The following is a 21,264-nucleotide window of genomic DNA, read 5'->3' as shown; positions in this document are numbered from 1 at the left end:
ATCAGTCCTCCTGCCGCTTGGATTGCAGTCGCGCCACCAGTGCCTCCAGTTCGGCCAGTTCCTCGTCGCTGACCTCGCCGCGCTTGGACATCCAGGCGACGAAAGGACTGACCGAGCCCCGCAGCGTCTTCTCCACGAAAGCCGCCACCGCGCCCTGCACCACGTCGTCCTCGCCGGTGGTGGCCGAATAACGGTAGAGGCCGTCGGCTTGGCGCCGCTTCAGATATCCCTTGGCGCGCAGCCGTTCCATCATGGTCAGCACGGTCGAGCGCGCCAGTCCCTGCACCTCGCCGAAACCGGCGGCGACCTCCCCGACCGACGCGTCTCCCTGCTGCCCCACATACTGGAGCAGGGCCAACTCCTGGTCCCCGATGCTCTTGCGTGCCATGGTCCCCTCCACGGGGGTGACTACAGATGTAGTCAAGCTAAATCTGACTACATCTGTAGTCAAGCATGACCGATGGCAGGGGTATCCCCGGATCGCCCTGGAAGGCCCCCAGGCCGCGCGGCGACACGATCGGTGAGCCCCTGTCGGAGACGTCCCGAGCGACGCCGTGAAGAAAAATGCGAAGAACGAACACGTCGCCAGGTGGTCGGAAAGCATCGGTCACCCGCATGCCACATGCGGTCGGCACGTTGCGACCACGAGCGTCACCGCGTCGGCGCGACTTCGCGCAATCGGATTCGCAGGCGCCGAAAACCAGAAACCCCGCCGAGGCGGGGTTTCTGGATGCAACTGGCGGAGTGAGAGGGATTCGAACCCTCGATAAGGCTTTTGACCCTATACTCCCTTAGCAGGGGAGCCCCTTCGGCCACTCGGGCATCACTCCGGGAAATGTTCCGCAGTCGAACGACGGCGGCCGCATAGGATAACGGCAGACCGGTTCGGCGGCAAACGGAATCAGCTCGAGGACGAATCGTCGTTGTGGGAAGCGGAACCCGCTTCCTCTCCGCGCTGGATGCGCTGGTAGATCTCTTCGCGGTGCACGGCAACGTCCTTGGGCGCGGTGATACCGATGCGCACCTGGTTGCCCTTCACGCCGAGCACAGTCACCGTGACCGAATCACCGATCATCAAGGTTTCGCCGACTCGGCGGGTCAAAATCAACATGTTTCTTCTCCTGAATCCGGCAAGATTAAGGCCGGGGCCGCGTTCCTGCATCGCTGGGCGCGAGGACGCTTCCAGATAGGTTCATCGTCGTGAATCATGGTACGGGCCGAAGCACGCGCCCGCAAGCGCGGGCGCGGGCCGGGCGGTTCATTGCAGGTGCCCGGCGACCCAGTCATTGACGCCCTTGAGGGCAGACACAAGGGCGGGCCCGTCCTCGCCACCACCCTGGGCGAGATCCGGGCGACCGCCGCCCTTGCCGCCGATCTGACCGGCGACATGGGACAGAAGTTCCCCGGCCTTGACCTTGCCGGCGGCCGCGCCGCTGACGCCGGCCACCAGCGCCGCCTTGCCGTCACTGGTACCGGCCAGCACGATCACCGCATCGCCCAGTTGCTGCTTGAGCCGGTCGACCGCGTCACGCAACGCCTTGGCGTCGAAACCTTCCAGTCGCGAAGCCAGCACGCGGACGCCCTTGACGTCCTGCGCCGCTCCGGCCAGATCGGCGGTGGCGCCCGAGGCCGCCTTCGCCTTGAGGACTTCCAGCTCGCGTTCCAGTTTCTTCTGCCGCTCGGCCAGGGCGCGGATCTTCTCCACCACGTCGTTGGCGTTGCCACCCAGCAGTTCGGCGGCCTGTTGCAGCCGGCGCTCCTCGGCGTCCACGTGATCCAGCGCGCCCTGCCCGGTCACCGCCTCGATCCGGCGCACGCCCGCGGAGACGCCGCCTTCGCTGACGATCTTGAACAGTCCGATGTCACCGGTCCGGCCCACATGGGTGCCGCCGCACAGCTCGGTGGAGTACTCGCCCATGCGCAGCACGCGCACGTTTTCGCCGTACTTCTCGCCGAACAACGCCATTGCGCCGAAATCCAATGCTTCCTGCATGCCCATGTGGTGCACTTCGGCCTCATGGTTGGCGCGCACCTGCGCGTTCACGCGACGCTCGACCTCGGCCAGTTCCTGCGGGCTGATGGCCTGGAAATGCGAGAAGTCGAAACGCAGGCGATCCGGCGCCACCAGCGAGCCCTTCTGTTGCACATGGGTGCCCAGCACTTCGCGCAGCGCCGCATGCAGCAGGTGCGTCGCGGAGTGATTGAGGATGGTGGCCGCGCGCCGCGGCGCATCCACGCTCGCGGCAATCCGGTCGCCCAGCTTGAGGGTGCCGCGGGTCATCCGGCCCACATGGCCGTGGAACTGGCCGGCGAGTTTCTGCGTGTCCGACACCGCGAACTCGGCGTCGGGTCCCGCCAGGCGGCCCACGTCGCCCACCTGTCCGCCGGACTCGGCGTAGAACGGCGTGCGATCCAGCAGGACCAAAGCCTCGTCCCCGCTGCCGATCGACTCGACCGGACGACCGTCCTTCATCAGCGCCACCACACGCAGGTCGCCCGCGTCCAGTTGCTCGTAACCCAGGAACCCGGTCGGCTGCAGCTGCGCCACCAGATCGGCCGGCAGGCTGGCGCCGGAAGCGAATTTGCCGGCGGCGCGCGCGGTTTCGCGCTGCTGCTCCATCGCCGTCTCGAAACCGGCCATGTCCACCGTGAGGCCGCGCTCGCGGGCGATGTCGGCGGTCAGGTCAACCGGGAAGCCATACGTGTCGTACAGGCGGAAAGCCTCGACACCGGGAATCATGCCCTGGGCACGGGCGGCGATGTCGTCGAAGATCCGCATGCCCGAATCCAGCGTCTCGGCAAAGCGCTCCTCTTCGGCCTTCAACGCCCGTTCGACCAGATCGCGGGCGGCCGGCAGTTCGGGATAGGCCTCGCCCATCAGCTCGGACAGGGTGCCCACCATCTTGTGGAAGAACGGCTGGCGCACGCCCAGCATCCAGCCATGGCGCAGGGCGCGGCGGATGATCCGGCGCAGTACGTAGCCGCGGCCCTCGTTGGAAGGCAGCACGCCGTCCACGATGAGGAAACTGCAGGCGCGGATGTGATCGGCGATGACGCGCAGCGATTTGTTCTCGCGATCCTGCGTACCGGTCAGCTCGGCGGCCTTCTCGATCAGGGCCTGGAACAGATCGATTTCGTAGTTGCTGTGGACGTGCTGCAGGATCGCGGTCAGGCGCTCCAGGCCCATGCCGGTATCCACGCACGGCGCCGGCAATGGCACCAGGGTGCCATCCGGCTGGCGGTCGAACTGCATGAACACCAGGTTCCAGATTTCGATGAAACGATCGCCATCCTCATCGGGCGAACCCGGCGGACCGCCAGCGATGTGATCGCCGTGATCGTAGAAGATCTCGGTGCACGGACCGCACGGACCGGTGTCGGCCATCTGCCAGAAATTGTCGGAAGCGAACGGCGCCCCCTTGTTGTCGCCGATGCGGACGATCCGCTCGACCGGGATGCCGATGTCCTTGTTCCAGATCTCGAAGGCCTCGTCATCGGTGTGATAGACGGTGACCAGCAGGCGCTCCTTCGGCAGCTTCCACACGCCGGTCAGCAGTTCCCACGCCCAGGCGATGGCTTCCTTCTTGAAGTAGTCGCCGAAGGACCAGTTGCCCAGCATCTCGAAGAAGGTGTGGTGGCGCGCGGTATAGCCCACCGAATCCAGATCGTTGTGCTTGCCACCGGCCCTCAGGCAGCGCTGCACGTCGGCCGCACGCACGTAGCTGCGTTTCTCCGCGCCCAGGAATACGTCCTTGAACTGGACCATGCCCGAGTTGGTGAACAGCAGGGTCGGATCGTTGCCCGGTACCAGCGGCGCCGAGGGCACGATGGTATGGCCCTTGCTGTGGAAGAAATCGAGGAAATCCTGGCGGATCTGGCGGGTGCTGATTTTGGGGGAGCTGGTCATCTGGCTGGCATTGGCTGACGGGCGCATCCGGACGCCGCGTCCCCCACAGATGCGGGCGCGGGCCTGCCGAAGCAACCCAATGCCCTAGATTAACAGGCCCGGCGGGTTCAGTCCTCCCAGTCCAGCCGGGTCGCCGCGCGGACACTGCCGCCGTCGAAACCTCGCCGGATCAGGAAATCGGCGGCCTTGCGCCGCCAGGCCAGATCGGTCAAGCCGCCCGGACCGAAACGGCGGCGGACGAGGTCGCACGCCGTTTCGGTCCAGTCGCCATCAAAAGTGTCCATGGCCGCCGCGATGGCGTCGCGATCCAGCCCATGGGTCGCCAACTCCGCGCGGATGCGGAGCGGCCCATAACCGCTGCCGGCCCGGCTGCGGACCAGCAATTCGGCGAACCGGCGGTCATCCTGCCAACCCTCACTGGCCAGTCGTTCCACCGCCGCCTTGGCCTCCCCTGCATCCACGCCGCGAGAGGCCAGCTTGCGTTCCAGCTCCCGCCGCGAATGCTCGCGACGGGTCAGCAACCCGAGTGCCCGCTGGACCGGCGTCTGCTCGGGACGGGACCGCCGCGGACGCGGCGAACCCGGCTTTTCATCCCTGCCCATCATTCCATCCGCCGGGCCGGGCGGCCGGCATCCATTCCAGGCCACTTCCCATGCCGAACGGCTCAGTCATCCTGGTCCGCGTCGTCGCTCTCGCCACGCGAGGCTTCGGCCGGCTGGAACTTCTCGCGCAGTTCACCTTCCAGCTTGGCCGCGATCTGCGGGTTCTCGCGCAGGAAGGTCCGCGAATTGTCCTTGCCCTGCCCGATGCGTTCGCTGCCGTAGCTGTACCAGGCACCGGCCTTCTCGACCAGCTTGGCTTCCACGCCCATGTCGATGAGTTCGCCTTCGCGGCTGATGCCCTCGCCGTAGAGGATCTCGGTGACGACCTGCTTGAACGGGGGCGCCAGCTTGTTCTTGACGACCTTGATCTTGGTCTGGTTGCCGATGATCTCGTCGCCCTTCTTGATCGCGCCGATACGGCGGATGTCCAGGCGCACGGAGGCGTAGAACTTCAGCGCGTTGCCGCCGGTGGTGGTTTCCGGGCTCTGGCCCGGCATCATCACGCCGATCTTCATGCGCAGCTGGTTGATGAAGACCACCAGGGTGTTGGAGCGCTTGATGTTGCCGGTCAGCTTGCGCAGGGCCTGGCTCATCAGGCGGGCCTGCAGGCCCGGCAGCTGGTCGCCCATCTCGCCCTCGATTTCCGCCTTCGGCGTCAGCGCGGCGACCGAGTCGATGACGACGATGTCGATGGAGCCCGAGCGCACCAGCATGTCGGCGATTTCCAGCGCCTGCTCGCCGGTATCCGGCTGCGAGACCAGCAGGTCGTCGACGTTGACGCCCAGCTTGGCGGCGTAGATGGGATCCAGCGCATGCTCGGCGTCGATGAAGGCCGCGGTGCCGCCCTGCTTCTGGCACTCGGCGATGGCCTGCAGGGTCAGGGTGGTCTTGCCCGAGGATTCCGGTCCGTAGATTTCCACCACGCGGCCCTTGGGCAGGCCACCGATGCCGAGGGCGATGTCCAGCATCAGCGAGCCGGTCGGGATGACTTCCACCGGTTCGATCACGCGGTCGCCCATGCGCATCACCGAGCCCTTGCCGAACTGGCGCTCGATCTGGGTCAGGGCCACGGAAAGGGCGCGCTTCTTGTTCTCGTCCATCATCAGTTCCTCGGAAGTATCAATCGTTGAATGCAAGGCTAGCGGGGGTGGATCGCACGGGCTGCGACAGCCCCGGAAAATCTGAAATTAAGGAAATCGCCGTGGTCCGGCCATCGGGGAATCCGGCGGCCGGGCGTCGGACAAACCCGCACGGTTCCGTCGGCCCTTCACCGGTTGGGCCTCACCAGGCCGCAATACAGGCCTTCGATGGCGAAATCCTGATCCGGCTGCACTTCGATGGGCGAATAGTCGGGATTGCGCGGCAGCAGGCGAATCCGGTCCTTGCCGACCTTGAGCAGCTTGACCGTGATCTCGTCGTCGATGCGGGCGACGACGATTTGCCCCGAACGCGCGTCACGGGTGCGGTGCACGCCGATCAGGTCACCGTCGAAGATGCCCTCGTCGCGCATGGAATCGCCCTTGACCCGCAGCAGGTAGTCCGGAGCCGGGGCGAAGAACGCCCGGTCCAGCAGCACGTAGTCATGATGGCCGGCATCGGCGCCAATCGGCGCGCCCGCCGCGACCTGGCCCAACACCGGAATCCGCAGCCCGTCGTCGTTGGCGGAGGGGAATGCCAGCTCCAGCTCCGGCTGCGGCTGTACCGGCGCCTTCAGCAGGCGGATTCCGCGTGCCCGGCCCGGCAGCCGCTCGATGGCACCGGCCTGCTCCAGGGCTTCCAGATGGTATTGCGCCGCCCGCACGCCCTTGAACCCGAAGGCCCGGGCAATCTCGGTCTGGGAGGGCGGCATGCCCTCGGCCTCGATGCGCTCGGCAATCAGGGCGAGGATGGCTTGCTGGGTATCGGTCAGGTCCATGGTTAGTAGTATTACTACTAACAAACGCACTTGGCAAGCCTGTACCCCATTCCCTTTCGGCACGCCGGGGCCCCGCCAGCCTGCTGGCCGCGGAGTCGGCCTACTTCCGCCCGCTGCGCCAGATCGACAGCACGATCCAGACGCCGGTCATCGCCGCGAACACGAAGCCCAGCACGCCCATCGCCATCAGCCAGCGGTTGGAGATGCCTCCGCCGACGCTGTTCATCACGATGGACGAGCCGATGATCAGGGCGGCGGTGACCACGCCGATGGTCAGCCGGTTGGCGGCGCTGTTGAGCTGGTCGCCGAAGGCTTTCAGCGAGGTGATGTCCAGTTGCCCGCGCAGGCGTCCGCGGCGGGCCGCCTGCAGCAGGCGGCGCAGGTCCCGCGGCATGTCGCCGACCAGGTCCAGGGCGCCGGACAGGCTGCGGCGTCCCCGCCGGGCGACCGCGCGCGGTGAATAGCGATCCAGGATCGCCCGCTCCAGGTAGGGGCGCGCCTCGCTGGCCATGTCGAATTCCGGATCCAGTTGCCGGCCCAGGCCTTCCAGGGTCAGGAACGCCTTGATCATCAGCGCCAGATCCGGCGGCAGGCTCAGGCCGTGCCGGCGCAGCAGCGCAGCCACGTCGGTGAGCATCGCGCCCATCCGCAGTTGTTTCAGCGGCACGCCGCGATAGCGATCGGTGAACACGCCGACGTCGGCCTGCAGGCGGGTTTCGTCGACCGACGCGTCGCCCTCGGTCCAGTCGAGCAGGATGTCGGTGACGGCCTCCGGGTCCTCGCCGACCAGCCCGTTGAGCAAGCGCGCGACCTGGAATCGCCGCTGTTCGGAGACGCCGCCGACCATCCCGAAGTCGATCAGGCCGATGCGACCGTCGCGAAGATAGAACACGTTGCCGGGGTGCGGATCGGCATGGAACAGGCCATCCACCAGCACCATCTTGAGCACGATCGCCGCGCCCGTGCTCGCCAGCGCGTGGCGATCCAGTCCCGCCGCGTCGACGGCCGCCAAATCGCAGCCGGGAATGCCGTCCACCCAGTCCTGCACGCTCAGGCGCTCGCTGGTCCATTGCCAGTGCACCGCCGGAATCAGCACTTCGGGATGGTCGCGGAAATTGAACGCGATGCGCTCGGCGTTGCGGCATTCGCTCGCGAAATCCAGTTCCGCGCGCAGCGACGCGGCGAATTGCTGGGCGATGCCCACCGGGTGATAGCGGCGCAGGTCGGGAACCTGCGCCTGGATGATTTCGGCCAGCCGCGCCAGCAGGCGCAGATCCGCTTCGACCACTTCGCGGATGCCCGGCCGGCGCACCTTCAGCACCACCGCCGTGCCGTCATCGAGCCAGGCGCGATGCGCCTGCGCCAGCGACGCGGCCGCGAGTGGTTCCGGATCCAGTCGGGCGAAGATGTTCTCCGGCGCGTCGCCCAGGTCTTCGATCAATTGCGGGCGGATGGCGTCATACGGCAACGCCGGCACCGCGTTCTGCAACCGGCTCAGCTCGGCGATCCATTCCGGTGGCAGCAGGTCGATGCGGGTGGCCAGCACCTGTCCAAGCTTGACGAAGGTCGGGCCCAGCGCTTCCAGCGCGCGGCGCAGGCGCTCGGGCGGCTCCATCCGCAGGGTTTCCTCCGCATGCTGCCAGTGCAGCAGGCGGCCGGCCCGTTCCAGCGCGCCGGCCAGGCCGACGCGCCGCACCATGTCGCCGAAACCGTTGCGGATCAGGACCGACGCGATTTCCTGCAGCCGCCCCAGATCGCGTACCGCCCCCAAGGTCTCCCACATGTCAGCGTCGCCCATCCCTGCCCGTCTGCATCGTCACAACCGTTCCAGCCCGCGCAGCGCGGAGGCCACGGTCTGCCGGCGCACGGCGTCGCGGTCGCCGTCGAACTGGAACACCTCGGCGCGCGCGTAGCCGCCGCGCCGCTTCCAGCCAATCCAGACCGTGCCGACCGGCTTGCCCTCGCTGCCGCCGCCGGGGCCGGCGATGCCGGTCACCGCCACGGCGACGCTGGCACCGGAATTGACCAGCGCGCCGGACACCATCTCGATGACGGTCTCGCGACTGACCGCGCCATGGGTTTCCAGCGTCTGCGGGCGTACGCCCAGCAGCGCCTGCTTGGCCTCGTAGCTGTACGCCACCATGCCGCTGTCGAACCAGTCCGAGGAACCGGCGATGTCGGTCACCGTCTTGGCGATCCAGCCGCCGGTGCAGCTTTCCGCGGTCACCAGGTGATCGTGCTCGGCGCGCAGGCGGGCGCCAATCAGTTCGGCCTGCTCGCGCAGTTCGGCGTCGGAAGGAATCGCGGCCACGGTCGACATCGGCGAAGCTCGGGGGAAGAAGTCCCCGTTTTAGCCGAATTCGATGTTCCTGTCTGCCCGCCATCGGCATGCACCCGCCCGGAACGGGACGGGTGCATGCGCCATGCCGGCGGAATCGCCCGGGGTCAGTACGTCACGCGCAGGGTCACGCCGTAGGTGCGCGGCGCGCCCAGGAACGCGTTGAACGAATTGGTCGGATCGCCCGGCGTCGGCGAGAAGTTCTGCAGCGGGGCGTCGAAGCCGACCTGCTGGTAGGTCTCGTCGGTCAGGTTCTGTCCCCACAGCTCCACCATCCAGCGCTTGTTCTTCGCGCCGAAGCCGATGCGGGCGTTGACCAGCGTGTAGCCCTCCTGGATCTTCTCGATGTCCATGTCCGAACCGGTGTTGTGTTCGGAGATGTACTTGGCGCCGACATTGAAGCGCCCGATCAGGCTGCTGCCGAAGTCCCACTGGTAGGTCAGCGACGCCGAACCCGACCACAGCGGCGCGAAGCTGATGTGGTTGCCCGGCAGCTTGTACAGGGTGCCGCCGGGAGCGACGAATTCCGAGGTGGGCCTGTCGTTGCCGTAGCGGGTGTCGGCATAGGTAAGGCCGGCCTGCAGCATCAGGCCATCCAGTCCGGTCTGCCACAGCACTTCGGCGTCGATGCCCTTGGAGGTGACCTTGGGAATCGAGCGCACCACATAGCTGGTGCCGAGGAAACTGTTGAGCTGGAAGTCGGTGAACTCCTGGTAGAACAGGGTGCCGTTGAGCAGCAGGTTGCCGTCCAGCCAGGTGGATTTGGCGCCGAGCTCATAGCTGTCGACGAATTCGCCGGGGAACGAGGTGTCCCTGACCGGCAGGATGCCGGCGGTGCCGCTGGACAGGCCCGTGTTCGACTGCACGCGATCCAGGTTGAAACCGCCGCCCTTGTAGCCGCGCGCGCCGGACAGGTAGGTCATCAGGTGGTCGTTCCAGCGGTAGGCGAATTTGAGCGTGCCGGACCACTCGCTTTCGGACCGGTCCTGCTTCGTGTGGCGTCCGTTGTGGGCGATGTTGGCCCAGGGCAGGCACATGTAGCCGATCGTGGTTGGCGCGAGCTGTTGGGCGACCGCCTGCGGAATCCCGCGCGCCATCAACGCGCCCACCACCTGTGCCGGGGCCATCAGCGCGGTCGCGCAGCCCAGGCTGCCGTTTGGATTGGTGTAGACCGAATCCAGTTCCTTCTTCTCGTGGGTATAGCGCAGGCCGAGCGTGATCGCCAACTGGTCGGTGGCATGCCAGGTGTTGTTGGTGAACAAGGCCGCGGTCCTGGCGTTCTGGTTGTAGGTGTCGTGCGCGCCCTCGCTTTCCCCCGGGAATACGCTGCCGAACGCCCGACCGGTGGCCTGCGAGGCGAACAGGAACGGATTGGCGGTGTTGACGGTGATGCCCAGCGGAGCGAGCTGGCGGGCGAACAGGCTCAACAGCGCAGTCGACAGATACGCTTCGTAGTGCCTGCCAATCATGTACTGGTCGTGGCGCTCCAGGTCCTCATCCGAATAGAAGAAACCCACCATCCAGTCCAGCTTGTCGGTGCTGCCGGTCAGCCGGAGTTCCTGGCTGAAGGTCTTGAACTTGGTCGAGGAGTCATCGAAGTTGTTGCGCCGGTACAGCAGGTCCGCGCCGCTGAAGTCGAAGTCCAGCGCGTTGACCGACTGCCAGTCGCGCGCGGCGGTGATCGAGGTGAGTGTGGCCCCATTGAACCAGGGCGTGTTCCAGTCGATCTGGGTGGAGAAGCCCTTGTCCAGCACGCTCTGCTCGGTGCCGCGGTTGCTGTAGGCCAGGCGCCGTTCGGGATCGGCGACCGGAATGACCGCGCGCCCCACCCCGCCCGCGAGCGCATCCAGGATGTTGGCGGTCAGGCCGCGCACGGTGGTCACGCCGACGCAGCAGTTCTCGTCACGGCGGGTGTAGTCGGCGATGAAGGTGAAGTCGAGATCGTCGTTCGGTTCCCACAGCAATTGCGCGCGCAGGGTGCGGAAGTCGCGGTCGCTGTCCTCGCGTTGCGTGCGCGGTCCGGTGCCGGTGTTCACGTCGGTCACACCATCGCGGGTGCGCTTGGCGGCATAGATGCGGAAGGCGGCGTGGTCGCTGATGGCGTCGTTGTAGGCGCCCGAAACGCCGAACTCGCCGTAGTTGCCGAAGGTCAGCTCGCCTTCCGCGCTCTGGGTGTAGCTGGGACGGCGGGTGATGACGTTGATCACGCCGGCGGAGGTGTTCTTGCCGAACACGGTGCCCTGCGGTCCTTTCAGGACCTCGATGCGTTCCAGTTCGCCCAGATCGCCGAAACCCACGCCGGTGCGCGGCCGGTAGACGCCGTCGATCACCACGCCCACCGCCGACTCCAGGCCGGCGTTGTCACCGTTGGTGCCGACGCCGCGGATGCGCGCGGTGGTCTGCGACTCGTTGGTGGTCGAACTGACATGCAGGCCCGGCACCAGCAACTGCACGTCCTTGATGTCGGACACCCCGGCGTCCTGCAGCAGTTGCTCCGGCAACGCGGTCAGCATGATCGGCACATCCTGCATCGCTTCCTCGCGCTTCTGCGCGGTGACCGTCATGGTCGCGAGCGTGGTCGCCTCCTCGTCGGGTTTGGTCTGGGCTGGTGTGGCTTCCTGCGCTTGCAGATTGGCGGACAGTGCGGCGAAAACGGCGAGCGCGAGTGCGCGGTGCTGCGGTTTGGCGACCATGTGTTCCCCTCCCCCGGGTCATGTCGGATGTAATCAATCGACTGCGATATTCGGACCTGCCTTGCGACTGCTGATATTCATTTGCGCGCATTGCGCGCCCCCTGTGCGAGGGAAGCTAGCACCCCTGGCCGCAACGAAGCATTTTGCAGCGCACCCATACGCAGACCGCGCACTTTGCACGGGAAAATAAGCACGCTCGTGCGGAAAATCGGTTACTCGCGCGATGGCGCGAACCGGGGGCCCGACGTCTTCCTTCCAGCCCTTTGAGCGAGGGTGGCCACGCCTTGGCGATGCGATCAGGAACGACCGCATGGCGCATGCATGCCGACGGCGCGCGTGGCAATCCGCCGACCGCGGGTGCCAGCCATCGCCGGCGGCGGCGGCGCGCCCGCTCCTCGGTCCACCAGCGATCCCCTAAACTTACAGCCTTTCCCCGCCCGGCTGCATGGCCTTTCCGCCGATGTCGGACGGGCGCCCGGCGCGCCGGATGTTTTCCAGAAGGTCACATGAAGCAGGACAAGTCGCAGGAACACACGCCCCTGATGAAGCAATTCTTCGCCGCCAAGGCGGAGTATCCGGATCTGCTGCTGTTCTTCCGGATGGGGGATTTCTACGAACTGTTCTACGACGACGCCCGCAAGGCCGCGCGGCTGCTGGACATCACCCTGACCCAGCGCGGCAACTCGGCCGGCGCGCCCATCCCGATGGCCGGCGTGCCGCACCACGCCTACGAGAGCTACCTGGCCCGGCTGGTCGCGCTGGGTGAATCGGTGGCGATCTGCGAACAGATCGGAGACCCCGCCCTGGCCAAGGGACTGGTCGAACGCAAGGTCGTGCGGGTGGTCACGCCGGGCACGGTCACCGACGAGGCCCTGCTCAACGAGCGCCGCGACACCCTGCTGATGGCGATCGCCCGTGGTCGCGCGGGTTACGGCCTGGCCTGGGCGGATCTGGCCGGCGGCCGCTTCGTGGTCAACGAGGTCGACGGCGAGGACGGGCTGGAAGCCGAGCTTTCGCGGCTGGAACCGGCGGAAATCCTGCTCGCCGACGAGGACGGCTGGCCGGAATTCCTGCGTAGCCGCCACGGCCTGCGCCGGCGGGCGCCCTGGCTGTTCGACCCGGAGAATGGACGCCGCCAACTGCTCCAATTCTTCCAGGTGCGCGATCTCAACGGCTTCGGCATCGAACGCATGCCGCTGGCGACCGGCGCGGCCGCCGCCCTGCTCGGCTATGTCGAGGAAACCCAGAAGCAGCGGCTGACCCACCTGGGCGCGATCAGCACCGAATCGGCCGGCGACGCGATCGCCATGAACGCCGCCACCCGCCGGCACCTGGAGTTGGACACCCGTATCGACGGCGACACCGCCAACACCCTGCTCGGCGTACTCGACAGCACCATCACCCCGATGGGTGGCCGTTTGCTGCGCCGCTGGCTGCATCGCCCGCTGCGCGATCACCGGACGCTGGGCGAACGCCACCAGGCGGTCGAAAGCCTGATCGAAAGCGGGCTGGACACCGGCCTGCGCGAACGCTTTCGCGCCCTCGGCGACATGGAGCGCATCCTGACCCGCGTGGCCCTGCGCTCGGCGCGTCCGCGCGATCTGTCCACCCTGCGCGACGCGCTGGCGCTGTTGCCGGACATCCGCCAGACGCTGGCCGGCGCGACGGTCTCGTCCACTACGCTAGCGGGTTCGCCACGCCTGGCCGAACTCGCGGCCGAACTGGGCGAGCATGCCGACGTCGCCGCGCTGCTGGCCCGCGCGATCGCACCGCATCCGGCGCTCAAGCTGGTCGACGGTGGCGTCATCGCCGACGGCTTCGACGCCGATCTGGATGAACTGCGCCGGCTGAGCACCCACGCCGATCAGTTCCTGGTCGATCTAGAGGCCCGCGAACGGGAGCGCAGCGGCATCGCCACCCTCAAGGTCGGCTACAACCGCGTGCACGGTTACTACATCGAGATCAGCAAGGGACAGGCTGACCGCGCGCCGGTCCACTACACCCGCCGGCAGACCCTGACCAACGCCGAACGCTACATCACCGAGGAGCTGAAAAGCTTCGAGGACAAGGTGCTGTCGGCCCGCGAACGTTCACTGGCACGCGAGAAGGGCCTGTACGAGGGCCTGCTCGACTCGCTCAACCAGAACCTGGAACCGCTCAGGCGCTGCGCCGCGGCGCTGAGCGAACTGGACGTGCTGGCCGGCTTCGCCGAACGCGCGCAGGCGCTGGACTGGTCCCGCCCCAGCCTCACCGCCGCCCCCGGCCTGCGCATCGAACGCGGACGCCACCCGGTGGTGGAAGCGGTGCGCGCCGAACCGTTCGAGCCCAACGATCTGCACCTGGACGAAGCGCGCCGGATGCTGATCATCACCGGCCCCAACATGGGCGGCAAATCGACCTACATGCGCCAGAACGCGCTGATCGTGCTGCTCGCCCATATCGGCAGCTTCGTGCCGGCAACGCGCGCGGACATCGGTCCGATCGATCGCATCCTCACCCGCATCGGCGCCGGCGATGATCTGGCGCGCGGGCAGTCGACCTTCATGGTCGAGATGGCCGAGACCAGCTACATCCTCCACCACGCCACCGCGCAATCGCTGGTGTTGATGGACGAAATCGGCCGCGGCACCTCCACCTACGATGGCCTGGCCTTGGCCGACGCGGTCGCCCGCCACCTGGCCAGCCAGAATCGCTGCTACACCCTCTTCGCCACCCACTATTTCGAACTTACCGCGCTGGCGGACGGTTCCGCCGAAGGCGGCGAGAGCGGCATCGCCAACGTCCACCTGGATGCGGTCGAACACCACGACCGCGAACGCGGCGATACCCTGGTGTTCATGCACGCGGTGAAGGACGGTCCGGCCGATCGCAGCTTCGGCCTGCAGGTCGCCGCGCTCGCCGGCCTGCCGCGATCCACCGTCGCCCAGGCGCGTCGGCGGTTGGCCGAACTGGAAGCGCGCGGCCGGGAAAGCCATGCCTCGGCGATGGCCCCGCAGGCGCTCGACGCCCCGCAGCAGATCGGCCTGTTCGCGCCCGTTCCCTCTGCCGCGATGGAAGCGCTGGCGGCGCTGGAACCCGATGAACTGAGTCCCAAGCAGGCCCTGGAAGCACTGTATCGGCTCAAGCATCTGCTCTGATCCGGCGGCCTGTCGCGACACTTCGCGTCGCAACGGGCATCCTCCGCTCGACAACATGCGCGTAACGCTCCCCGGGTATCGTGACGCGGTCCGGGTCGCTGCCTTGCGCACCGCACCATTGAGCGGTGCTATCGGATTGTTCGCCAAAAACGATTTTGCTTAATCGCAAAGCCTGCCTAGTCTGGCCGTGTCCCTTTCATCGCCAACGAGATCGTCAGCCATGAACGCGTTCCCGACCCTTCCGCGTCCGTCACGTCAGCAGACACCGCGACGACGATAGCGCCACTGCAACACGCATCCGCCTCCGGCGTCCGCACATGCGGTGCGGTGCCGCCCTTGTTCCCTCCCCAGGCCATCCGGTTTCCCTCAGGAACCGCGCGCGGCTTTCCCATTCCGCCTTTCCCAGGACCACAGCCCAGGAGCACGACCATGAGTCTCGAAACCGCCAAATGTCCCTTCAATCATCCTGTCGGCGGCGGCACCACCAATCGCGACTGGTGGCCGAAGCAACTGCGCGTGGATCTGCTGCACCAGCATTCATCCAAGTCCGATCCGATGGACAAGGACTTCAACTACGCCGAGGCGTTCAAAAGCCTGGATTACGAAGCACTGAAAAAGGATCTGGCCGATCTGATGACCGACTCGCAGCCGTGGTGGCCGGCGGATTTCGGCCACTATGGTCCCTTGTTCATCCGCATGGCCTGGCACAGCGCCGGCACCTACCGCATCGGCGACGGACGCGGCGGCGGCGGACGCGGGCAGCAGCGCTATGCGCCGCTCAACAGTTGGCCGGACAATGTCAGCCTGGACAAGGCGCGCCGGCTGCTGTGGCCGATCAAGCAGAAGTACGGCAACCGGATTTCCTGGGCGGATCTGATGATCCTCACCGGCAACGTCGCGCTGGAGACGATGGGCTTCAAGACCTTCGGTTTCGCCGGTGGCCGCGAGGACGTGTGGGAACCGGATCTGGACGTGTACTGGGGTTCGGAAACCGCGTGGCTGGGTGGCGACAAACGCTACTCCGGCGAGCGCGACCTGGAGAACCCGCTGGCCGCCGTGCAGATGGGCCTGATCTACGTGAATCCGGAAGGCCCCAACGGCAATCCGGATCCGGTCGCCGCCGCGCGCGACATCCGCGAAACCTTCGCACGCATGGCGATGGACGACGAGGAAACCGTCGCCCTGATCGCCGGCGGCCATACCTTCGGCAAGACCCACGGCGCGGGCGAAGCTTCGCATGTCGGCGCGGATCCGGAAGCCGACGACATCGTCGCCCAGGGCCTGGGCTGGCGCAGCACCCACGGCACCGGCATCGCCGGTGATGCGATCACCAGCGGGCTTGAAGTCACCTGGACGACGAAGCCGACGCAATGGAGCCAGGATTTCTTCAAGCACCTGTTCGGTTTCGAATGGGAACTGACCAAGAGCCCGGCTGGCGCGCACCAGTGGAAACCGAAGAACAATGCCGGCGCCGACACCGTGCCCGACGCCCATGACGGCACCAAGCGGCGCGCACCGAACATGCTGACCACCGATCTGTCGCTGCGCTTCGATCCGGCGTACGAGAAGATCTCGCGGCGCTTCATGGAGCATCCGGATCAGTTCGCCGATGCGTTCGCCCGCGCCTGGTTCAAGCTGACCCATCGCGACATGGGGCCGCGCGCGCGCTATCTCGGCCCGGAAGTACCGAGCGAGGAACTGATCTGGCAGGACCCCGTGCCCGCCGTGGATCACCCGCTGATCGATGAAGCGGACATCGCCGCGCTGAAGAAGAAGATCCTTGAATCCGGCCTGTCGACGGGCGAGCTGGTGTCGACCGCATGGGCCTCGGCCTCCACTTTTCGCGGTTCCGACAAGCGCGGCGGTGCCAACGGCGCGCGCATCCGGCTGGCGCCCCAGAAGGACTGGGAGGTCAACGAGCCCGCGCAACTGGCGAAGGTGATCAAGGTGCTGGAAGGCATCCAGGCGGGCTTCAATGGCGCGCAGTCCGGCGGCAAGAAGGTCTCGCTCGCGGATCTGATCGTGCTGGGCGGCGCGGCGGCGGTCGAGGACGCCGCGAAGAAGGCCGGGCATCCCGTCGCGGTGCCGTTCTCGCCGGGGCGCACCGATGCCTCGCAGGAACAGACCGACGTGGCCTCGTTCGCGGTGTTGGAACCGGCTGCCGATGGCTTCCGCAACTACCTCAAGGGCAAGTACAGCGTGCCGGCCGAAAGCCTGCTGATCGACAAGGCGCAGCTGCTGACCCTGACCGCGCCGGAGATGACCGTGCTGGTCGGCGGCCTGCGCGTGCTCGGCGGCAACGTCGGGCAGACGAAGCACGGCGTGTTCACCGACCGCCCGGGCGTGCTGGGCAACGATTTCTTCGTCAACCTGCTCGACATGCGTACCGAGTGGAAGGCCACCTCCGACAACGAGGCGGTGTTCGAGGCACTCGATCGCAAGACCGGCGAGCGCAAGTGGACCGGCACCCGCGTGGATCTCATCTTCGGTTCGCATTCCCAGCTGCGCGCGCTGGCCGAGGTGTATGCCAGCGCGGACGCGAAGGAGAAGTTCGTGCGCGATTTCGTCGCCGCCTGGGCCAAGGTGATGGAATTGGATCGCTTCGACCTGCGCAACGCCCGCAAGGCGGCCTAAAAGACGCCGCCTTGGCGCCCCCGTCCGTCCCGATATGCCGGGCGGATGGGGCGCTACCGCCAGGTGCGACGCGCCTTCTCTTCGGGTTAACCACCGGCGTCACAGTTTGGCGCTAGCATCGGCGGTTCCAACCCGCGTCCAGGAGGACGGCCGTCATGAGCAACCAGTCTCTCGCGCAAGAACTCTTCGCCCAGCTCCAGGGCGCGCCGTTGCAGCAGGTCTCCCAGCAACTGGGCATCGGCCAGGCCGAGGCGTCCGGCGCGATCGGCGCGGCGCTACCACTGCTGATGGGCGCGCTGGGCCGCAACGCGGAGCAGCCGCAGGGCGCCGAGGCGCTGTTCGGCGCGCTCCAGCGCAACCACAGCGGCCTGGATATCGGCAGCGTGCTGGGTTCGGTCCTGGGCGGCGCCTCCACCCCGGAAGCCAACGGCGCCGGCATCCTCGGCCACATCTTCGGCGGCAACCAGCCGCGCGCCGAAGCCGGCCTGGGCCAGGCCACGGGCCTGGACAGCAATCGTGCCGGCCAGCTCCTCAAGATTCTTGCCCCGATTGTGCTGGCCTTCCTCGCCCAGCGCATGAGCCAGGGCGGCCAAGGCTCGCCCGGCGCGCTCAGCCAGGTACTCGGCCAGGAGCAGCAGCAGATCCGCCAGCAGGGTGGACTGGGCGGCGGTCTGCTCGGCGCCGTGCTGGATCAGGACGGCGACGGCCAGTTGGGCCTGGGCGACCTGCTGAAGGTCGGCAGCGGATTCCTCGGCGGCGGCCGCTGACCGTTGGAGCCGAGCTCGCTCGGCTGCTTTTTTCCTCGAAGGCCCAGCGGAGCAAGCTCCGCTCTACATCCGCGTAGAGCCGAGCTCGCTCGGCTGCTTTTTCCTCGAAGGCCCAGCGGAGCAAGCTCCGCTCTACATCCGCGTAGAGCCGAGCTTGCTCGGCTGCTTTTTTCCTCGAAGGCCCAGCGGAGCAAGCTCCGCTCTACGCGCTTACATCGCGTCGATATCGCCCAGGGCACGGATCAGGCGACGGGCGCGCTTGTCTGGCTTGGATAGCGGAGCCTGATAACCCGTGCGTTCGGCGCGTCGCGTGGCGGCGGCGGCCTCGCGGCGCTGCCGCGATTCATCGCTTTCTCGGTACAGCGCCTGTGCCACGGGTGCGGAGCCACGCTGCTCGCTCAATCCCTCGACGCGGATGCTGTAGGTGTCCTCGCCACGCACGACCTTGAGTTCATCGCCCACGCGCACGATGCGCGATGGCTTGGCGCGTTGCCCCGCAACGTCCACCTTTCCGGTTTCCACCGCCTGCTTGGCCAGGCTTCGGGTCTTGTAGAAGCGCGCGGCCCACAACCAGATGTCGAGGCGGACGCCGGGCGCGGCGACGGGTGAATCGGAACTCATCGGATCAGGGTTTGCGTGGCAATGGATGGCTCAAGGGAACGGTGACGCTGTGTTGGTCGGCCTGCTGGCACGCCTTGGAAACATGGTAGTCGCGCACGGCTTGCCGCTGCTCCGGCGTGGCCTTGTCCGGCATGGGCTGCTGGGCGGCGGCACGCAACTCGTCGGCGCACCAGGGGAACGGCAGATCCGATCGGGTATCCAGGCTCATCGCATCGCCGCCGGCGCAGCCGGTCAACACGCACGACAGTACAACCGCATTCCATCGCCCACCGTGAAAACCCATCATCGTCACGCTCCGCCGTGCCACGAATTAAAGACAGTCTGCATCGGCGCCAATGCAGACGCCAGAAACGCGAACGGCCACCCGAAGGTGGCCGTCCAGCGATGGCGCCTGCGAGTGGATTACTCGGCAGCGGCGGCCAGGCGCGCCTTCTTGGCGGCGGCGTTGGCGGCCAGGTCTTCCTTGATGCGGGCGGCCTTGCCTTCCAGATCGCGCAGGTAGTACAGCTTGCCCGAACGGACCTTGCCGCGACGCTTCACTTCGACCGAGTCGATGGAGGCGCTGTGGGTCTGGAACACGCGCTCGACGCCGTAGCCGTGCGAAATCTTGCGCACGGTGAAAGCGGAGTTCAGGCCGGCGTTCTTCTTGGCGATGACCACGCCTTCGTACGCCTGCACGCGCTCGCGGTTGCCTTCCTTCACCTTCACGTTCACGACGACGGTGTCGCCGGGACCGAAGGCGGGCAGCTCACGCTGGATCTGGGCGGCTTCGAATTCCGCGATGATGGACTTGTTGAGACTGCTCATGGTGGCACCGTTCTGTATGCGTGGGTGTGTCGTTCGACAGCAATGACTGATGCAGTCGCCGGATTGCGCTGCACGATATTGTTATGGGGTTCCGGGCCGGTCAGGCGCTGGAAGCCCGCCATCTTACTGATTTTTCTTGGTCCTGGCTAGCTTTCGTCCTGCCCGTCCCGGGCGGCCCGGAACGCCGCCAGCAGGGCCCGGTCGGCCTTGGACAGGCCGGACTCGTCCAGCAGGTCCGGCCGCCGCAGCCAGGTCCGGCCCAGCGATTGCTGGCGGCGCCAGCGGGCGATGGCGGCGTGGTTGCCGGAACGCAGCACGTCCGGCACGTCGCCCAGTTCGGGGTGCTGGGCCGGATGGGTGTAATGCGGGCAGTCCAGCAGGCCGTCGTTCTCGAAGCTGTCCTGAACGGCCGATTCAGCATCGCCAAGCGCTCCGTCCTGCAACCGGGCCACGGCGTCCACCACCACGGCCGCGGCCAGCTCGCCGCCGGACAGCACGTAGTCGCCGATGGAGATTTCCTCGTCCACCTCGGCGTCCAGCAGGCGCTCGTCCACGCCTTCATAGCGGCCGCACAGCAGGATCAGGCGCGGCCTTGTCGCCAGTTCGCGGACCTTGCGCTGGGTGAGCGGCCGGCCCTGCGGGCTCAGGTAAATCACCGGCGCTGGCGCCGGATCCGCCGCGCGCGCCGCGGCCAGACAGGCACGCAGGGGCTCGATCATCATCACCATGCCCGGGCCGCCGCCGAACGGACGGTCGTCCGCCCGCCGGTAGCCGCCCTCGGCGTAGTCGCGCGGATTCCAGCCCTGCAGGGTCAGCAATCCGCGTTCCTGCGCGCGCCCGACCACGCCCACCGCCGCGGCCTGGGCGATGAACTCGGGAAACAGGGTCAGGACGTCGATGCGCATGGAAAGCCCGGAGGGGAAACACGTGAATCGGGAAAGGAGTATTGCCCAGCCCCGATGCCGGCTCCAGCGATCAGAACTCGGGATCCCAGTCGACCGTGATGCGCTGGGCATCGAAGTCGACGGACTGGACGACGTCGGGTTCGATGAAGGGAATCAGCCGCTCCCGCTCGCCCCGCACGACCAGCACGTCATTGGCGCCGGTGGAGAACAGGTGCGAAACGGTGCCGAAGTCCACGCCGTCGATCGTCATCACGCGCAGACCTTCCAGGTCCACCCAATAGAATTCGCCGGGTTGCGGTGGCGGCAGTGCGTCGCGCGGGACCAGGATTTCGATGCCCCGGAGGGCGTCGGCGGCATCGCGATCGGCGATGTCCGGTACGTTCGCGATCAGGTGCTTGCCGGAAGCCTTGCCACGCACGCCCGACAGCTCGCGCTCGGCGCCGGAGCCCTCGCGGAGAATCCAGGGCTGGTAGCGGAAAATGGCATCGCGCGGTTCGGTCCAGGATTCCAGCTTGACCTGTCCGCGAACGCCAAAAGCGCCCGCGAAGCGGCCCAGCAGGATGGTCTTGCCGGGACGCGGCGGGCGCTCGTTATCCATGCGTCAGCATGGCCGCGCCGGGGCGCGGCCCGAGGGATCAGGCCGAAGCCTTGGTGGCTTCCTTGTACAGGTTGCGGACCTTTTCGGTCAGCTGCGCGCCGTGGCCCACCCAGTGGTCCACACGGGCGACGTCCAGCTCGATGCGCTTCTCGTTGCCGGCGGCGACCGGGTTGTAGTAACCCACGCGCTCGATGTTGCGGCCGTCACGGGCGCTGCGCGAGTCGGTGACGATGATGTGGTAGAAGGGGCGCTTCTTGGCGCCGCCACGGGTAAGGCGGATCTTGACCATTGCTCTATTTCCAGTGTTGCCCAGTCGCCAGGATGGCGAGGTAAGCCGGCT

General features: G+C 67.0%; 18 protein-coding genes and 1 tRNA gene. 3 read left to right on the top strand and 16 right to left on the bottom strand.

Annotated elements, in window-relative coordinates; genetic code table 11:
• Window position 1: 1 nt before the first annotated feature.
• The 10 genes from IB228_RS03435 to IB228_RS03390 form a co-directional block, all read right to left on the bottom strand.
• The gene (locus tag IB228_RS03435; RefSeq protein WP_183642616.1) at window positions 2-388 is read right to left on the bottom strand and encodes a BlaI/MecI/CopY family transcriptional regulator; all 387 of its coding nucleotides are present in this window, start codon (window positions 386-388) and stop codon (window positions 2-4) included.
• A gap of 349 nt (window positions 389-737) precedes the next feature.
• Window positions 738-830, bottom strand: a tRNA-Ser gene (locus IB228_RS03430).
• Between the two features lie 71 nt (window positions 831-901).
• Window positions 902-1,111, bottom strand: a complete 210-nt coding sequence (gene csrA / locus IB228_RS03425; protein ID WP_141453448.1) for a carbon storage regulator CsrA — start codon at window positions 1,109-1,111, stop codon at window positions 902-904.
• Between the two features lie 147 nt (window positions 1,112-1,258).
• A complete protein-coding gene (alaS, locus tag IB228_RS03420) occupies window positions 1,259-3,907 on the bottom strand; it encodes an alanine--tRNA ligase (protein WP_192197574.1) in 2,649 nt (882 codons plus the stop codon).
• A 107-nt stretch (window positions 3,908-4,014) separates the two neighbouring features.
• Window positions 4,015-4,509 (bottom strand): recombination regulator RecX, encoded by a 495-nt coding sequence (gene recX / locus IB228_RS03415; protein WP_192197573.1) that lies wholly within the window; start codon window positions 4,507-4,509, stop codon window positions 4,015-4,017.
• Between the two features lie 62 nt (window positions 4,510-4,571).
• Window positions 4,572-5,609, bottom strand: a complete 1,038-nt coding sequence (gene recA / locus IB228_RS03410) for a recombinase RecA (protein ID WP_183642622.1) — start codon at window positions 5,607-5,609, stop codon at window positions 4,572-4,574.
• Window positions 5,610-5,776: 167 nt separating this feature from the next.
• The gene (gene lexA / locus IB228_RS03405) at window positions 5,777-6,424 is read right to left on the bottom strand and encodes a transcriptional repressor LexA (RefSeq protein WP_192197572.1); all 648 of its coding nucleotides are present in this window, start codon (window positions 6,422-6,424) and stop codon (window positions 5,777-5,779) included.
• 100 nt (window positions 6,425-6,524) lie between these two features.
• Complete coding sequence (locus tag IB228_RS03400) at window positions 6,525-8,207, bottom strand: AarF/UbiB family protein (protein ID WP_183642625.1); 1,683 nt, start codon at window positions 8,205-8,207, stop codon at window positions 6,525-6,527.
• 33 nt (window positions 8,208-8,240) lie between these two features.
• Complete coding sequence (locus IB228_RS03395) at window positions 8,241-8,744, bottom strand: CinA family protein (RefSeq protein ID WP_181444093.1); 504 nt, start codon at window positions 8,742-8,744, stop codon at window positions 8,241-8,243.
• 125 nt (window positions 8,745-8,869) lie between these two features.
• On the bottom strand, window positions 8,870-11,455 hold the full coding sequence (locus IB228_RS03390; protein ID WP_192197571.1) for a TonB-dependent receptor: 2,586 nt from the start codon (window positions 11,453-11,455) through the stop codon (window positions 8,870-8,872).
• A gap of 506 nt (window positions 11,456-11,961) precedes the next feature.
• Between IB228_RS03390 and mutS the strand changes: the two genes are divergently transcribed.
• From mutS to IB228_RS03375, 3 genes are all read left to right on the top strand, one after another.
• Window positions 11,962-14,592, top strand: a complete 2,631-nt coding sequence (gene mutS / locus IB228_RS03385; protein WP_192197570.1) for a DNA mismatch repair protein MutS — start codon at window positions 11,962-11,964, stop codon at window positions 14,590-14,592.
• Window positions 14,593-15,021: 429 nt separating this feature from the next.
• Entirely contained in the window at window positions 15,022-17,226 is a 2,205-nt protein-coding gene (katG, locus tag IB228_RS03380; RefSeq protein ID WP_192197569.1) for a catalase/peroxidase HPI, read from the top strand.
• Between the two features lie 155 nt (window positions 17,227-17,381).
• Window positions 17,382-17,993: a DUF937 domain-containing protein gene (locus tag IB228_RS03375; protein ID WP_192197568.1), complete on the top strand. Its 612-nt coding sequence runs from the start codon at window positions 17,382-17,384 to the stop codon at window positions 17,991-17,993.
• A gap of 210 nt (window positions 17,994-18,203) precedes the next feature.
• Here IB228_RS03375 and IB228_RS03370 read toward each other — a convergent pair whose 3' ends face one another.
• The 6 genes from IB228_RS03370 to rpsP form a co-directional block, all read right to left on the bottom strand.
• Window positions 18,204-18,614, bottom strand: coding sequence for a S4 domain-containing protein (locus tag IB228_RS03370; protein ID WP_183642896.1), 411 nt, complete (start codon window positions 18,612-18,614; stop codon window positions 18,204-18,206).
• Between the two features lie 4 nt (window positions 18,615-18,618).
• Window positions 18,619-18,822 (bottom strand): hypothetical protein, encoded by a 204-nt coding sequence (locus IB228_RS03365; protein ID WP_141453466.1) that lies wholly within the window; start codon window positions 18,820-18,822, stop codon window positions 18,619-18,621.
• A gap of 194 nt (window positions 18,823-19,016) precedes the next feature.
• Window positions 19,017-19,421 (bottom strand): 50S ribosomal protein L19, encoded by a 405-nt coding sequence (rplS, locus tag IB228_RS03360; protein WP_141453468.1) that lies wholly within the window; start codon window positions 19,419-19,421, stop codon window positions 19,017-19,019.
• 146 nt (window positions 19,422-19,567) lie between these two features.
• Window positions 19,568-20,326, bottom strand: a complete 759-nt coding sequence (gene trmD / locus IB228_RS03355) for a tRNA (guanosine(37)-N1)-methyltransferase TrmD (protein ID WP_192197567.1) — start codon at window positions 20,324-20,326, stop codon at window positions 19,568-19,570.
• Window positions 20,327-20,396: 70 nt separating this feature from the next.
• The gene (rimM, locus tag IB228_RS03350) at window positions 20,397-20,924 is read right to left on the bottom strand and encodes a ribosome maturation factor RimM (RefSeq protein ID WP_192197566.1); all 528 of its coding nucleotides are present in this window, start codon (window positions 20,922-20,924) and stop codon (window positions 20,397-20,399) included.
• Window positions 20,925-20,961: 37 nt separating this feature from the next.
• A complete protein-coding gene (rpsP, locus tag IB228_RS03345) occupies window positions 20,962-21,213 on the bottom strand; it encodes a 30S ribosomal protein S16 (protein ID WP_183642906.1) in 252 nt (83 codons plus the stop codon).
• Between the last annotated feature and the right edge of the window lie 51 nt (window positions 21,214-21,264).

Origin of the sequence: Pseudoxanthomonas sp. PXM04, assembly GCF_014851695.1 — a bacterium.
GTDB lineage: Bacteria > Pseudomonadota > Gammaproteobacteria > Xanthomonadales > Xanthomonadaceae > Pseudoxanthomonas_A > Pseudoxanthomonas_A beigongshangi.
The sequence above is the reverse complement of the archived record's forward strand: the minus strand, read 5'-3'. Positions and strand labels throughout refer to the sequence as shown.

Excerpts from the sequence above, each read along its gene's own strand:
- katG (WP_192197569.1), top strand. The coding sequence starts at position 15,022 with ATGAGTCTCGAAACCGCCAAATGTCCCTTCAATCATCCTGTCGGCGGC.
- IB228_RS03400 (WP_183642625.1), bottom strand. The coding sequence starts at position 8,207 with ATGTGGGAGACCTTGGGGGCGGTACGCGATCTGGGGCGGCTGCAGGAA.
- IB228_RS03375 (WP_192197568.1), top strand. The coding sequence starts at position 17,382 with ATGAGCAACCAGTCTCTCGCGCAAGAACTCTTCGCCCAGCTCCAGGGC.
- alaS (WP_192197574.1), bottom strand. The coding sequence starts at position 3,907 with ATGACCAGCTCCCCCAAAATCAGCACCCGCCAGATCCGCCAGGATTTC.
- IB228_RS03395 (WP_181444093.1), bottom strand. The coding sequence starts at position 8,744 with ATGTCGACCGTGGCCGCGATTCCTTCCGACGCCGAACTGCGCGAGCAG.
- mutS (WP_192197570.1), top strand. The coding sequence starts at position 11,962 with ATGAAGCAGGACAAGTCGCAGGAACACACGCCCCTGATGAAGCAATTC.
- lexA (WP_192197572.1), bottom strand. The coding sequence starts at position 6,424 with ATGGACCTGACCGATACCCAGCAAGCCATCCTCGCCCTGATTGCCGAG.
- rplS (WP_141453468.1), bottom strand. The coding sequence starts at position 19,421 with ATGAGCAGTCTCAACAAGTCCATCATCGCGGAATTCGAAGCCGCCCAG.
- recA (WP_183642622.1), bottom strand. The coding sequence starts at position 5,609 with ATGGACGAGAACAAGAAGCGCGCCCTTTCCGTGGCCCTGACCCAGATC.
- recX (WP_192197573.1), bottom strand. The coding sequence starts at position 4,509 with ATGGGCAGGGATGAAAAGCCGGGTTCGCCGCGTCCGCGGCGGTCCCGT.
- trmD (WP_192197567.1), bottom strand. The coding sequence starts at position 20,326 with ATGCGCATCGACGTCCTGACCCTGTTTCCCGAGTTCATCGCCCAGGCC.
- IB228_RS03365 (WP_141453466.1), bottom strand. The coding sequence starts at position 18,822 with ATGAGCCTGGATACCCGATCGGATCTGCCGTTCCCCTGGTGCGCCGAC.
- IB228_RS03435 (WP_183642616.1), bottom strand. The coding sequence starts at position 388 with ATGGCACGCAAGAGCATCGGGGACCAGGAGTTGGCCCTGCTCCAGTAT.
- csrA (WP_141453448.1), bottom strand. The coding sequence starts at position 1,111 with ATGTTGATTTTGACCCGCCGAGTCGGCGAAACCTTGATGATCGGTGAT.
- IB228_RS03390 (WP_192197571.1), bottom strand. The coding sequence starts at position 11,455 with ATGGTCGCCAAACCGCAGCACCGCGCACTCGCGCTCGCCGTTTTCGCC.
- rimM (WP_192197566.1), bottom strand. The coding sequence starts at position 20,924 with ATGGATAACGAGCGCCCGCCGCGTCCCGGCAAGACCATCCTGCTGGGC.
- rpsP (WP_183642906.1), bottom strand. The coding sequence starts at position 21,213 with ATGGTCAAGATCCGCCTTACCCGTGGCGGCGCCAAGAAGCGCCCCTTC.
- IB228_RS03370 (WP_183642896.1), bottom strand. The coding sequence starts at position 18,614 with ATGAGTTCCGATTCACCCGTCGCCGCGCCCGGCGTCCGCCTCGACATC.